The organism is Mesorhizobium sp. WSM3224 (genome assembly GCF_000427725.1).
Taxonomy (GTDB): Bacteria; Pseudomonadota; Alphaproteobacteria; order Rhizobiales; family Rhizobiaceae; genus Mesorhizobium.
The window spans coordinates 321,594-335,444 of record NZ_ATYO01000001.1; the positions used below are offsets into that span (position 1 = coordinate 321,594).

14 protein-coding genes are annotated in these 13,851 nt (G+C 64.2%); 10 read left to right on the forward strand and 4 right to left on the reverse strand.

The genetic code is table 11. The features are described from left to right. Window positions 1–11: 11 nt before the first annotated feature. On the forward strand, window positions 12–1,289 hold the full coding sequence (sbmA, locus tag YU3_RS0101525; protein ID WP_027164573.1) for a peptide antibiotic transporter SbmA: 1,278 nt from the start codon (window positions 12–14) through the stop codon (window positions 1,287–1,289). 110 nt (window positions 1,290–1,399) lie between these two features. Here sbmA and YU3_RS0101530 read toward each other — a convergent pair whose 3' ends face one another. After that, a complete protein-coding gene (locus YU3_RS0101530) occupies window positions 1,400–2,410 on the reverse strand; it encodes a polysaccharide deacetylase family protein (protein ID WP_156913280.1) in 1,011 nt (336 codons plus the stop codon). 199 nt (window positions 2,411–2,609) lie between these two features. Between YU3_RS0101530 and YU3_RS0101535 the strand changes: the two genes are divergently transcribed. Both YU3_RS0101535 and der read left to right on the forward strand, forming a co-directional pair. Further along, window positions 2,610–3,275 (forward strand): tetratricopeptide repeat protein, encoded by a 666-nt coding sequence (locus YU3_RS0101535; protein WP_027164575.1) that lies wholly within the window; start codon window positions 2,610–2,612, stop codon window positions 3,273–3,275. 6 nt (window positions 3,276–3,281) lie between these two features. After that, the gene (gene der / locus YU3_RS0101540) at window positions 3,282–4,712 is read left to right on the forward strand and encodes a ribosome biogenesis GTPase Der (protein ID WP_027164576.1); all 1,431 of its coding nucleotides are present in this window, start codon (window positions 3,282–3,284) and stop codon (window positions 4,710–4,712) included. A 259-nt stretch (window positions 4,713–4,971) separates the two neighbouring features. On the opposite strand, the gene YU3_RS0101545 is transcribed toward der, so the two are convergent. Beyond that, a complete protein-coding gene (locus tag YU3_RS0101545) occupies window positions 4,972–5,892 on the reverse strand; it encodes a LysR substrate-binding domain-containing protein (protein ID WP_027164577.1) in 921 nt (306 codons plus the stop codon). 115 nt (window positions 5,893–6,007) lie between these two features. On the opposite strand from YU3_RS0101545, the gene YU3_RS0101550 reads away from it, so the two are divergent. From YU3_RS0101550 to YU3_RS0101580, 7 genes are all read left to right on the forward strand, one after another. Further along, on the forward strand, window positions 6,008–7,285 hold the full coding sequence (locus YU3_RS0101550) for an MFS transporter (RefSeq protein WP_027164578.1): 1,278 nt from the start codon (window positions 6,008–6,010) through the stop codon (window positions 7,283–7,285). Window positions 7,286–7,531: 246 nt separating this feature from the next. Further along, the gene (locus tag YU3_RS0101555; protein WP_027164579.1) at window positions 7,532–8,716 is read left to right on the forward strand and encodes a cell wall hydrolase; all 1,185 of its coding nucleotides are present in this window, start codon (window positions 7,532–7,534) and stop codon (window positions 8,714–8,716) included. Window positions 8,717–9,004: 288 nt separating this feature from the next. Beyond that, the gene (locus tag YU3_RS0101560; RefSeq protein ID WP_027164580.1) at window positions 9,005–9,397 is read left to right on the forward strand and encodes an AtpZ/AtpI family protein; all 393 of its coding nucleotides are present in this window, start codon (window positions 9,005–9,007) and stop codon (window positions 9,395–9,397) included. Window positions 9,398–9,463: 66 nt separating this feature from the next. Further along, entirely contained in the window at window positions 9,464–10,222 is a 759-nt protein-coding gene (locus YU3_RS0101565; protein WP_027164581.1) for a F0F1 ATP synthase subunit A, read from the forward strand. Between the two features lie 78 nt (window positions 10,223–10,300). Further along, entirely contained in the window at window positions 10,301–10,525 is a 225-nt protein-coding gene (locus tag YU3_RS0101570; protein ID WP_027164582.1) for a F0F1 ATP synthase subunit C, read from the forward strand. A 61-nt stretch (window positions 10,526–10,586) separates the two neighbouring features. Beyond that, window positions 10,587–11,168, forward strand: a complete 582-nt coding sequence (locus YU3_RS0101575; RefSeq protein WP_027164583.1) for a F0F1 ATP synthase subunit B — start codon at window positions 10,587–10,589, stop codon at window positions 11,166–11,168. A gap of 11 nt (window positions 11,169–11,179) precedes the next feature. Further along, on the forward strand, window positions 11,180–11,671 hold the full coding sequence (locus YU3_RS0101580) for a F0F1 ATP synthase subunit B (protein ID WP_027164584.1): 492 nt from the start codon (window positions 11,180–11,182) through the stop codon (window positions 11,669–11,671). A 125-nt stretch (window positions 11,672–11,796) separates the two neighbouring features. Here YU3_RS0101580 and YU3_RS0101585 read toward each other — a convergent pair whose 3' ends face one another. Next, on the reverse strand, window positions 11,797–12,495 hold the full coding sequence (locus tag YU3_RS0101585) for a ribonuclease HII (RefSeq protein WP_027164585.1): 699 nt from the start codon (window positions 12,493–12,495) through the stop codon (window positions 11,797–11,799). Between the two features lie 186 nt (window positions 12,496–12,681). Then, a complete protein-coding gene (locus YU3_RS0101590) occupies window positions 12,682–13,836 on the reverse strand; it encodes a PA0069 family radical SAM protein (protein WP_027164586.1) in 1,155 nt (384 codons plus the stop codon). Window positions 13,837–13,851: the final 15 nt, after the last annotated feature.

Below are 13,851 nucleotides of genomic sequence, written 5' to 3' on the forward strand. Positions count from 1 at the left end.
AACCAGCCACAGTGTTCGTATCTTTCTTCCCGCAGCCGAAGCTCTTCTTCACCTCGGCCGCCGCCTGGAGCCTTGCCGCAATCCTGTTCTGGTTTTTCGGGGGAGAACAACTGGGCTCGGTCGTCGGCCTCCCGCCGGCCGCGGCGGACGTCCCGACCATCATCGGCATCGCGGTCCTGTGGTCGAAGCCGTTCCTGTGGTTCTATATCTACTTCGTGGCCTGCGTGGCGGTCTTCTATGCATTCTGGAGCTGGTACGCCCCGCATCCATGGCAGAACTGGTCGATCCTGATGACCGCTGTCATCCTGTTCTTCATCTATTTCAACGTTCAGGTCAGCGTCGCCATCAACAATTGGTATGGTCCGTTCTTCGACTACGTGCAGGGCCTGATGTCGGGCACGGGGAAATCGACCGACTCGGAATTTTACATAGGATTGGCCGATTTCTCCTGGCTGGCGCTGGTCGGCATGAACGTGCAGGTGATCAACGCCTTCATCGTCAGCCACTGGATCTTCCGCTGGCGCACCGCGATGAACGATTACTTCGTGACGAATTGGGGCCGGCTGCGCCACATCGAAGGCGCCTCGCAGCGTATCCAGGAAGACACGATGCGCTTTTCGCAGATTATGGAGGACCTTGGCTCGACCTTCGTTCAGTCGATCATGACCCTCATCGCCTTTCTGCCGGTTCTGATTCAATTGCAGGCCCATATTACCGAGCTGCCGATCATCGGCGCGGTCCCGCAGCCTTTGGTCGTTGCCGCATTGGGCTGGTGTTTGTTCGGGACGATCTCCGTCATGGTGGCGGGTCTCAAGCTGCCGGGCCTGCAGTTCCGCAACCAGCGTGTCGAGGCAGCCTATCGCAAGGAACTCGTCTACGGTGAAGATCATGCCGACCGGGCTCAGCCGGCGACGACCACACAATTGTTCGCCAATGTCCGACAAAATTATTTCAAGCTATATTTCCACTATATCTATTTCAATGTTGTTCGTTACACCTACCTGCAGGCGGACGGCATCTTCTCGTTGCTCATCCTGGGGCCCTCGCTGGTTGCGCATAAGATCACGTTCGGCGCCCTGAACCAGATATCGAACGCGTTCGGCAAGGTGACGAATTCGCTGCAATTCCTACTGAATTCCTGGTCGACGATCGTCGAATTGCAGTCGGTGCACAAACGTTTGCGTGCCTTCGAGGCGACGCTGCAAGGCGAGCAACTGCCGGTTGTCGATCAGCATTATCTAGAACGCGAGCAAGCTGGCATGCGTCCGGAAGATCAGCCGGCAAGTTAGAGCAATTCCAGGAAAAGTGTGAGCGGTTTTCCGTCCGGAATTGCGTCAAAACAAAGCGATAAAGCGGTTCGCCGTTTCGGTGAAACGCTTTGGAGCGCGGCTATGTCCAGTCAGCCGCCCACGGTCGCCAGCGTCTCGCCGCCACGCTGCCCCGCGATATAATCGCGAAAACTGATGCACTCGACTTGCGACATCACGCAGACCTCGCCGGCGAAGCGCTCCAGCGCGTTCCAGTAGGCGCCGTTGTTCATCAGCGTGAAGTGGAAGCCGAGCTCCAGTGGCAGGCGCTTGCCGTTGTACTCAGCTTCGAAAGCGGCGTGGAATGCCTGATAGGCGCGTTCGGTGAATTCGTCCGCCATCGCCGGCTTCTCGGTGCCGCCCGAGTGGCGGACATAGAGATTGTAGTCCATGGCGACCACCGGCTTCGCCTTCGGTCCTTCCGGGACAAGCGGCAGGGCGAAATGGGCTATGCCGTTCCTGGTTGGCGGCAGGTCGGGGCCGTTCGAGACGCCGCTTGCGTCATATTGGAAGCCGGCTTCGGGCAGCGCCTCGTAAAGTGCGGCGTCGGTTGAAAGATAGGGCGCGCGAAACCCGACCAGGGCATGATGCGCGAAATCGTGCCAGTCGGCCGGCTCCGGGATGCCGTTGATCGCATAGGCGTTTTCGAAGATGCGCCGGACGGAGGCGAATTCGGCCAGCCAGTCGGCCTTGCTCCACGCCTTGCCGTCGAAATGGCCGCAGGCATGGCTGCCGATGTCGTGGCCCTCGGCAGCCGCAAGCCTGATCTGTTCCAGCCGCTCGGCGACGTCCTGTTTCGAGGCGCCGAAGCCGACATTGGATTTGCCGGCGGCCTTGCCGGGGCCGGCATAGTACTGCCGTGTTTCCGGCGAGAGCAGAAAGACGCAGGACAGGAAATAGGTGAAATGCGCGCCCGTGCGCTTTGCCAGCGCCCGGCTGCGCTCCCATTGCGAGATATCGCGCGCGGCGTCGAACGAGATCAGCACGACCTGCTTGGGCCTGGCAGGCGAAACGGCTGGCGATTTCGGCGGATCGGCGAAAGCGGAGCTGGCGCAGGCAAGCGCGGCGAGACCGAACGCAAGGACGCGGTACGAATGAAGCATTGGCAAATTTCTGGCAGGAGCCCCTCGGCTGATCTGAAGCCGGCTATCGCGCAAATGTGGCGCGGGTGCGTTCAGGCGAGCCTCGTGGGCGCCGGCACTCTGCACCGATTTTCCGGCCGGCCCCCTTCCATGCCGGCGAAATTTCGCTAAAACGCGGGCTCAAGAAGCGCCCCAACCGGGGCCGCAATGGTTTTGATTGATGTCGGACGACAGTTTTATCCGCGAAGTCAACGAAGAGATTCGTCGCGAGCAGGCGCATGCGCTGTGGGATCGTTTTGGCCCGGCCATTCTCGGCATCGCCATCCTGATCGTGCTGGGTACTGCCGCCGTCGTTGGCTACCGCTATTGGGACGAGACCCGCGCCAACCGTTCGGGCGACGCCTTCTCGGCGGCGTTGAAGCTCGCCAATGACGGCAAGAACGACGAGGCGATCGCCGCGCTCGACCAGCTGGAGAAGGACGGCTACGGCGCCTATCCGCTGCTCGCCCGCATGCGCGCCGCGACCGTCAAGGCCGATAAGGGCGACGTCGACGGCGCGGTCAAGGATTTCGACGAGGTCGCGGCCGACAACGCCATTCCCGCCGGCATCCGCGACATGGCGAGGCTCAGGGCAGCGCTGCTGCTCGTCGACCACGGCTCCTACGCCGATGTTTCCAGCCGGGTCGAGTCGCTTACCGCCGACACCAATCCGCTACGCCATTCGGCGCGCGAAGCGCTCGGCCTTGCCGCCTGGAAGGACGGCAAGTCCGCGGATGCTCTCAAACTGTTCGACCAGATCTCTTCGGATGACGGCGCCCCGCGCAATGTGCGCCAGCGGGCGCAACTGATGTCCGAGCTGATCCGCGGGTCGGGCAACGTGTCGTGACCTTAGATGGGTTTCAAAGTCGCCATCATCGGCCGGCCTAACGTCGGCAAATCGACTCTTTTCAATCGGCTGGTCGGAAGGAAGCTGGCGCTTGTCGACGACACGCCGGGCGTGACGCGCGACCGGCGCGTGCATGCCGCCAAGCTCTACGATCTCTATTTCGACGTCATCGACACCGCCGGCTTCGAGGATGCGGCGGCTTCGACGCTGCCCGGCCGCATGCGCCAGCAGACCGAAATCGCCATCCGCGAAGCTGACCTCATCTTCTTCACCGTCGACGCCAAATCCGGCCTGATGCCGGACGACCGCACTTTCGCCGACGTGGTGCGCAAATCCGGCAAGCCAGTGGTGCTGGTCGCCAACAAGGCCGAGGCGCGCGGCGCTCAAGGGGGGATGCTGGAGGCCTGGGAACTCGGCCTCGGCGAGCCGATCCCCGTCTCGGCCGAGCACGGCCAAGGCCTGCCCGACCTGCGCGACGCGGTGATCGCCGCGCTCGGCGAGGAACGCGCCTTCGGCGAGGACGAGGACGAGGCGGGCGACGAGATCGCCGCCAGCGAGGTGCTGATCGGCGAGGACGTCGCCGATCCGGATGCCGAACCCGCCTATGACGACACCAAGCCGCTGCGCATCGCCGTCATTGGCCGCCCCAATGCCGGCAAGTCGACACTGATCAATGCGCTGATCGGCGAAGAGCGGCTGCTCACCGGTCCGGAAGCCGGCATCACGCGCGATTCGATCTCGGTCGACTGGGACTGGCGCGGTCGCCACATAAAACTGTTCGACACCGCCGGCATGCGCCGCAAGGCCAGGATCCACGAAAAGCTGGAAGTGATGTCGGTGCAGGACGGCCTGCGCGCCATCCGCTTTGCCGAGATCGTCATCATCGTGCTCGACGCCACCATTCCCTTCGAGAAGCAGGACCTGCAGCTCGCCGACCTCATCATCCGCGAGGGTCGCGCGCCGGTGATCGCCTTCAACAAGTGGGACCTGATCGACAATCCGCAGGAGCTTCTTGCCGAGCTGCGTGAGAAGACCGAGCGGCTGCTGCCGCAGGTGCGCGGCATCCAGGCGGTGACGGTTTCGGCCGAGACCGGGCGCGGCCTCGACCGGCTGATGGAAAGCGTCATCAAGACACACAAGGTCTGGAACAGCCGTGTCTCCACCGGCAAGCTCAACCGCTGGCTGGAAGGCATCTTGGCGCATCATCCGCCGCCCGCCGTCGCCGGCCGCCGGCTGAAGGTCAAATATGTCACCCAGGCCAAGACCCGCCCGCCGGGCTTCGTCGTCTCCTGCTCGCGGCCGGACGCGATGCCGCAATCCTACGTCCGCTATCTGACCAACAGCCTGCGCGAGGCCTTCGACATACCCGGTGTGCCGATCCGCATGGCGCTGCGCACCTCGGACAATCCGTTCGCGGGTAGGGCGAAGAAGCGCTGAGGCTTATCCTCCTTCGCGGGGTAAAATCCTCGCCACGCTGGCGGGACAGCACCCCCCTCTGCCCTGCCGGGCATCTCCCCCGCAAGGGGGGAGATCAGCAGCTCCGCTGACGGCGCTCGTCCTGCAACGTCGGCGATTGGCGAAAGCGGTGGCGACATCCAATCTCCCCCCTTGCGGGGGAGATGTCCGGCAGGACAGAGGGGGGTGTGACGGAACGCGACGCCGGATGCTTCGGTCCGCGACGCTGCGTGTCCGAAGACTAAGCAACCTTAGGCAGCCTCTCTTTCATCTCCGCCCCCTCCGGCAGCGTCTCCACCACCGCCTGCAGCAGTATCTCCGCCAGCCGCGCCGCCACCGGATCGAGCTCGGCGTCCTTCTGGTGCAGATGCAACGCCATCGTCGGCAAGGCCGGCAAATCGAGGACTCCCGGCGCGAGCGCCCTGACATTGGCGGGCAGGCCGATATCGGTGCGGATCGTCAGGCCGAGGCCTGCCGCCACCGCCGCCCAGATGCCGCCGAGGCTGGGGCTCGAAAAGGCCATGCGCCAGGCGAGACCGGCGCGGTCGAGCGTTTCGGTCGCCACCGTGCGCAGCAGGCAGGGCGCCTCGAACACCACCAGCGGCAGCGGCTCGCCATTGCGTGGGCTTGCCTCGATCGGCTTCGCCGGGCCGATCCAGCGCGCCTGCACGTCGGCGACATGCCGGCTGTAGGGCAGGGTCATGCCGTCATGCCACGCGAGCGCGATGTCGAGATTGCCGGAAAGGACACGCTCGGCAAGTTCGTGGCTGCGTCCGATCCGCGCCTCGATGCGAACCTTGGCATGCGCGCGGGCGAAGCGGCCGAGCACGCTGGGCAGCACGGCCTCGCCAAAATCCTCCTGCAGGCCAAGCCGCACCCAGCCTTGCAGCTCGACGTCGCGAATGGCGGCAGCCGCCTCGTCGTTGAGCTCGATCAGCCGCCGCGCATAGCCGAGCATGCTCTCGCCGGCTTCGGTGAGCGCCAGGCCGCGCCCCGCCTTGCGGAAGACCGGCGTTGCCGCCTGTTCTTCCAGCTTCTTCAATTGCGCGCTGACGGCGGAAGTCGATCGTCCCAGCCGTTCGGCCGCCTTGGCGAAGCTGCCCAATTCCATGCCGGTGACGAAGGTTCTGAGGACATCGAGGTCGAATGTGACGCGGCGCATCGGGATTGTCCTGATTTTTAGGATTGTCGATCAAAAACTTCCTGATTTTATGAATGAAGCTATGGCGCTACATCCCGTCCGTCAAGCCGTCAGCGGCCGTCACGGGAATGGAACCATGTCCGCCATCGTCACACGAAACGACTGCCAGCCGGCCGCGGGGAACATTGCCGCCAACCCTGCTCGCCGTACCTTCGGACCAAATCATCGCTGGAAAGTGCTGGGCATCGGCGTCGCTGCCAATGCCGGCTTCTCCGCCACCTTCTCCGGCATTCCGGCCACCGCGGTGGTGATGCGCCAGGGTTATCATCTCGGCAATGCCGAACTCGGCCTCGCGCTCGGGCTACTCGGTCTCGGCGTGGCGCTGAGCGAACTGCCTTGGGGCGTGCTCACCGACCGCTGGGGCGACCGCCGCGTGCTGTTGACCGGGCTCGGCGCGACGGCGGCATGGCTTCTCCTCATGGCAATGCTCGTCGTCCCGACGAAGACTGTGATCCCAGGCGTCGCGCTGCTGTCGGCGAGCCTGCTCGTCGCCGGCCTGCTCGGCGGCAGCGTCAACGGCTCTAGCGGCCGCGCCATCATGGGTTGGTTCGGCGAGGGCGAACGCGGCTTTGCCATGAGCATCCGGCAGACGGCGGTGCCGCTCGGCGGCGGGCTGGGCGCGCTCGTCCTGCCATCGCTGGCGCTCGGCTTCGGCTTCACCGCTGTCTTCGGCCTGCTGGCGGTCGTGTCCGCTCTCTCGGCCTATTTTGCCTGGCGCTGGCTGCACGAACCGCCGGTCGAAGGCGGCGGTCGCGCCGCCGCCGCGACGAGCGGTCCGGCGCCCTTGCGCAATATCGAGGTCTGGCGCATCTCGATAGCCATCGGCCTGCTCTGCTTTCCGCAGGTCGCGGTGCTGACTTTTGCCTCGGTCTTCCTGCACGACTTTGCCGGCATGGGCACCTGGGTGACCAGCGCCAGCCTCGGTGCCGTGCAGACCGGCGCCATGGTGATGCGCGTCTGGAGCGGGCGCTTCACCGACCGTCACGGCAACCGCCGTCCGTTCCTGAAATTCTGCAGCGCATTGAGCGCGCTGGCCTTCCTGGTGCTCTGGCTGCTGGTGATCGGCGCCGCTGGACTCCCGGCGCTGGTGCCGTTGCTTCCACTGATGGTGGTCGTCGCCGGCATATCCGTCTCCGCCTGGCACGGCGTCGCCTATACCGAGCTTGCCACACTTGCCGGCGCCGGCCATGTCGGCACCGCGCTCAGCCTTGCCAACAGCTTCGTCTTCATCGGCTTCTGCCTTGTGCCGATCGCCATTCCGTGGCTGCTGGTGTTCTTCGCATGGCCGGGCGTCTGGCTGGCGGCGGCGATCTGCGCGGCGGTCGCCTGGCCGATCTTCCTGCGCCAGGCCTGATTCTTCGCCGGCCGGAGCAATTCCAGGAAAGCCGGCGCAATTCCAGGAAAAGTGTGAGGCGGTTGGGGCTCGGCGACGTCGCCGTAGCCTCCGCCCGCAATCGCGTCAAACAAGAACTCTTGCCGCGAAAACGGCAAGCCGACCTTGCCTCAAACATGAAAAGAACATGATCAATGTCGTTAACCCCGCATCAAGGTTAATGCTTCATTTTGGCTCTCCGGGGTCAGTAGCGTTCTGGAGAGTTCAGTGCATCGACGCGTTTCAATGCGGCTTGCCGCCGCCGCCGCCGTTGCGAAAAGACGTTGCTTCCTTTCTCCTTTGGTGCTCGGGCTCGGCATTTGGATCGGCTTTCCGTCGGTCGTCGCCTATCAGGACATGACAAGCCTGATTTCCGGCCTGGAAGCGCCCAACGCCCGCTGGAACGCCTATATCGAGAAATCCGCCGCCGGCTCGGTGCATGCCGCTGAAATGCCCTTCGTCGATACCACCGCCACCGGCTCGATCTCCGGCTCCGGCGTGAACCTGCCGGGCGTGGGCACCGTCGCCTTCCGCGGCAAGGGCAGCGCCACGGGCGCGACGCCCGACGAGGACCGCGTCATGCGCGCCGACAAGAAAGGCCGCATCGTCCAGGTCTCGCCGGTAACGCCGCCCAAGAATTTCAGCGCCGGCTCGATTTTCGAGCGTACGTCCTCGCTGCTTCGCCGCAGCATGGACAGCGGGCTGAAGCTCACCTTCGCCAAGCCCGGGATCAAGGGCAAGGAAGTTCAGATCGCCCAGGCCTTCCATCTGCGCGAGGATAAGAAACTCGACCCCGATCTGCCGGCCGCACTTGTCGCCCTCGTCAACAACGACAAGCCCGATATTCTTGCCACCGCCTATGCCCAGTCGGCGCCCGACTACGCCAAGGCCTCGCCCTTCGAGGCGCTGCTGCAGGACGATCCGAACGATGGCCGCTTCATCCCGCCAATGGGCGAGGGCGACCACGCATGGCTGCAGAATCCGCTGCCGGCCAGCGTCTTTTCCCAACCTGAGCAGGTCTGCCTTGCCAAGGGCATCTATTTCGAGGCGCGCAGCGAGCCTGTCCGCGGCCAGGCGGCGGTCGCGCAGGTGATCTTGAACCGGGTCCGCAATCCGGCCTATCCGAAGACCATCTGCGGCGTCGTCTACCAGAACGACAACTGGTTCAACCGCTGCCAGTTCTCCTTCGCCTGCGACGGCAGGAAGAAGAGCATCACCGACCAGGCTTCCTACAAGACCGCGCAGGAGGTCGCCATGGCGGTGACCGCCGGCAAGATCTTCATTCCCGAGGTTGGTTCCTCGACGCATTATTACGCCAACTATGTCCATCCGGGCTGGGCGCGCGCCATGCACAAGATGACCAGGATCGGCCTGCATATCTTCTATCGCACCTATGGTGGCGGCTGGAGCTGAGCCGTTAGGCGGCTCGAACCGAACCGCTTGTTCGACGGCTCCGGCTATGCTTCGTCCGGCCCCCGGCGCGTCCCGGCGGACGCGCCTTGTCGCGCGGATTCGCGCCGAGTCCTCACGCGGGCGTGAAGGGCACGATGTCGCACCTCGATAAACCGTTGATTTAACTACTGAAAATACATCACTTCGAAGTTCCGCCCGTGGCTTGACGGGCGCGGACCCGCTAACTATGTTGCCGGCGACTTTAGAAGCGGACGGACGGCAATCGTCTGCCCGGGCAGGGGGGTTGCGATGGCCGACAAAACCGGGCCAGACGGAACCGGAGAAACCGGCCGCGGCAGGCAGCCAGAAGCCACCATCCGCGACGACGAACTTGAGCGCCGCCGGCGCGATCTCGAAGCATCGCTTGCAACGAGACGCACGGACCGGCTCGAGGGGAAAGACGAAGCGAGAGCTGTGGCCGGTTACGGTCAGGCGCTGAAACTGTCCAGCGAGTTCATCGCCGGAGTGGTGGTTGGTGTCGGCTTGGGCTGGATCATCGACCGCCTGGCGGGAACAGCGCCCTGGGGTCTGATCGTCGGCCTTCTGCTGGGCTTTGGCGCCGGTATACTCAATGTCCTGCGTTCGGCGGGACTGACATCGGAATTCGGCCAGGGCGGCAAGCCGCGTGAGCCGAGGCAATGAAGTGAGGCGCCGCAAGGCGCTAAAGTGAACTTAAGAAGCCGGTTGTGGCTTTGACGGGGATTTAAAGTGGCTGCTGACAAGGTCGATCCGATCCACCAGTTCCAGATCCATCCGATCATCCCGATTCACATCGGCGGCTACGACGTTTCCTTCACCAACTCCTCCCTGTTCATGGTCGCGACGATCCTCGTCGCTTCGGCCTTCCTTTATATGAGCACCGCCAGCCGGGCCCTCATTCCGGGTCGCCTGCAGTCGGTGTCCGAGATGGCCTACGAGTTCGTCGGCAACATGCTGCGCGATGCCGCCGGCAAGCAGGGCATGCAGTTCTTCCCGCTGGTGTTTTCGCTGTTCATGTTCGTGCTGGTCGCCAACCTGATCGGCCTCTTCCCTTATTTCTTCACCGTCACCAGCCACATCATCGTCACCTTCACGCTGGCGATCTTGGTCATCGGCACGGTCGTCGTCTACGGCTTCGCCAAGCATGGCTTCGGCTTCCTCAAGCTGTTCGTGCCGCAGGGCGTGCCTGGCTATCTTCTGCCGCTGGTGGTGGCGATCGAAATCATCTCTTTCGTTTCGCGGCCCGTCAGCCTGTCGGTTCGTCTTTTCGCCAACATGCTGGCCGGCCACATCACGCTGAAAGTATTCTCGGGCTTCGTCGTCAGCCTCAGCGCGTTCGGCGCCCTGGGCATCGCCGGCTCGGTGCTGCCGCTTGCCATGGCGGTTGCGCTCTCCGCGCTCGAATTGCTGGTCGCCTTCCTGCAGGCCTATGTGTTCGCTGTGCTGACCTGCATGTACCTGAACGACGCTCTGCATCCGAGCCACTGATCGATTTTACCGGCGCCCCGGCGCCAGCATACCCAACGTACCAACTGCAACGAACAAGCTAAACACAGGAGTTTTGAAATGGACGCAACTGCAGCAGCTGCTATCGGCGCTGGTATCGCCTGCATCGGCATGGGCGGCGCGGGCATCGGCCTCGGCAACATCTTCGGCAGCTACCTCTCGGGCGCCCTGCGCAACCCGTCGGCTGCTGACGGCCAGTTCGGCCGCCTGATCTTCGGCTTTGCCGTGACCGAAGCTCTGGGCATCTTCTCGCTCCTGATCGCCCTGCTCCTGGTCTTCAAGTAAGAGCCAGAGCTGACGAAAGGGGCCGCATGGTGCGGCCCCGTTCCATGGACAGGGGAATGAGATGTTCGTGACATCTGCCTATGCGCAAGAAACAGCGCCGGCCGCGGCCGAGGGCGATACGCATGCGGGCACCGCTGTGCCTGCGGCGGAGCATGAAACGTTCCCGCCGTTCGATGCCAAGACCTTCCCGTCGCAGATCCTGTGGCTGGTCATCACCTTCGGGCTCTTCTACCTGTTCCTGAAGCGGGTTGTGATGCCGCGTCTTGGCGCCATCATCGATGTCCGCAACGACCGCATCACCCAGGATCTAGACCATGCCGCGAGGCTGAAGGGCGAGGCCGATGCCGCCGTTGCTGCCTATGAGCAGGAACTGGCGGAAGCCAAGGCCAACGCCAACAAGATCGGCCAGCAAGCGAACGACGCAGCCAAGGCTGACGCCGAGGGCACGCGCAAGAAGCTCGAGGCCGAGCTTGAGAAGAAGCTTGGCGAGGCCGAGGCGAGCATCGCCTCGATCAAGGCCAAGGCGATGAAGGAAGTCGGCACCATCGCCGAGGACACCACGTCGGCCATTGTCGAGGCGCTTGTCGGCGGTAAGACCGACAAGTCCGAGATCGCGGCCGCGGTTAAATCCGCGAGCCGGTGAGGAGCGGGATCATGGACGCCACATCACTTGCCACGCTCTGGGCCGCCATCGCCCTGTTCATCTTCCTCGGCGCCATCATCTATCTGAAGGTGCCGGGCATGCTCACCAAGTCGCTCGATGCCCGCGCGGCCAAGATCAGCGGCGAGCTCGAAGAGGCCCGCCGCCTGCGCGAAGAGGCCCAGCAGCTGCTTGGCCAATACCAGCAGAAGCGCAAGGAAGCCGAGAAGGAGGCCGCCGACATTGTCGCGGCCGCCAAGCGCGAAGCTGAGCTGCTAGCTTCCGAGGCAGCCAAGAAGACCGAGGACTATGTCGCCCGGCGCACCGCGCTTGCCGAGCAGAAGATCAGCCAGGCCGAGCGCGAAGCGGTCAGCGAAGTGCGCGCCAGCGCCGTCGACATCGCCGTCGAGGCCGCCCGCGCGCTGCTCGCTGCCAAGGTCGATGCCAAGGCAGGAGCCGATCTGTTCAAGTCGGCGCTGCAAGACGTGAAGTCCAAGCTGAACTGAGCGTTTCTGCCATCGCTAACATGAAGCCGCCTGGGCAACCCCGGCGGCTTTTTTGTTGGGGAAGGACGCGAGGCGCCGGAGCTGCCAATCTTCCCCACACGGGGGAGATCGGCTGTCGCCGTCGCCTACTCCAGCCCGGCGAGGCTCTCTTCTTCTTCCGCCACCTCGGCCCCGCCTAGCCGGAACGGCGCGAACGAGGCACGGTGCAGCCTTACCACCGGCCCATGCGCCTCGATCGCTGCCCGGTGCCGGACCGTCGCATAGCCCATATGCACTTCGAAGCCGTAGCGCTCATGATGCCCGCCGCAGCCGCACATCATGCGGTCGCGCATCACCTTGGCGACGATCGACGCGGCGGCGATCGACTGCGAGCGCTGGTCGCCCTTGATGAGCGCCCGGCCTTCACAGGCGAGACCAGGCGGGATGTCGCGGCCGTCGGCCAAGGCGAGTTTCGGCTGCAGCGAGAGGCAGGCGGCGGCGCGGCGCATCGCTTCCAGGCTGGCTTTCAGGATGTTGCTGTTGTCGATGCCTTCGGCGCTGATCGAGGCCATCGAGACACTCAGCGCCGAGCCGAGAATTTTCAGGAACAGCGCCTCGCGCTGCAAATGGGTGAGACGTTTGGAATCGTCGAGGCCTTCGGGAATATTGGCGGGGTTGAGCACCACGGCTGCGGCCACCACCGGCCCGGCGAGCGGGCCGCGGCCTGCCTCGTCCATGCCGGCGACCGGCCACAACCCATCGGCCATCGCCTTCGTCTCGATAGAGAAGTCGGGCTTCTCGACCATTTCAAAGAGAAGCGGAGAATGGGAACGCGTGCGAGCCATGGTGCGGCAAGGTTCGCATCGGCTCCGATTCTCCGCAAGTCCTTCCGGGTCGGATGGGGCGTCGGACCGGGAAGGCACCGTCTCACGGCCGGGGGACAAGGGCCGGACGGAATTCTTTCGCAATTCCAGGAAAATCGCTTTGCCTGGAATTGTTTAGCGGGCCGGCCGTCATGGCCGGCGTGGTGTTCAAAGCAGCATCAATTGCTCGCCGGCACCGGAGCCTGCGACGAATTGGTCGGTACGGAGATGCCGCCGCTCGACATTGAGGCCGAGCCGCTTGGCGGCGATCTCGAAGCGTCGGCCGATCTGCCAGGCATAGGGACCGGCGCCCTTCATGCGCTTGCCCCATTCGGAATCGTAATCCTTGCCGTCGCGCATCGAGCGGATCAGCGACATCACATGCCGGTAGCGGTCCGGATAATGGCGCAACAGCCAGTCCTTGAAGATCGGCGCCACCTCGAGCGGCAGGCGCAGGATGACGTACCCGGCTTCCCGAGCGCCCGCGGCACGCGCCGAATCGAGGATGCGCTCCATCTCCGGATCGTTGAGGCCGGGGATAATCGGCGCCACCATCACCGATGCCGGAATGCCGGCATCCGAAAGCTGCCTGATCGCCTCCAGTCGCTTCGTCGGCGTCGATGCGCGCGGCTCCATGGTGCGCGCCAGCATGCGGTCGAGCGTCGTAACCGACAGCGCCACCTTGGCAAGGCCGCGCTCGGCCATGCGCGACAGGATGTCGATGTCGCGCGTCACCAACGCCGACTTGGTGACGATGCCGACCGGATGGCCGCGCGCCTCCAGCACCTCGAGGATCTCGCGCATGATGCGGTATTGCTTCTCGATCGGCTGGTAGGGATCGGTGTTGGTGCCGATGGCGATCGTGCGCGGCTGGTAGCCGGGCTTCGACAACTCCCGATCCAGCATGCGCGCCGCATCCGGCTTGGCGAAAAGCTTCGATTCGAAATCGAGCCCCGGCGACAGGCCCATGAAAGAATGCGTCGGCCTGGCGAAGCAGTAGACGCAGCCATGCTCGCAGCCGCGATAGGGATTGATCGAACGGTCGAAGGAAATGTCCGGCGATTCGTTGCGGGTGATGATGGTGCGGGGCTTTTCGACCTGCACCTCCGTCTTGAAGGGCGGCAGCTCTTCCAGCGAGTTCCAGCCGTCGTCGAACACATGCCGGCTGACCGGCTCGAACCGGCCGGACGGGTTGATGCCGGCCGAGCGGCCGCGATTGCGGTCGGGCCGTACGCGCATGCCGCTCTGCTCTATCATCGCGTTTGCCATTTCGGCTCTGCCTGCTCCGAAAGCGGCAATGTCGGCGCGCACGATCTGTTCCATTTTCGCCCTCTCCCA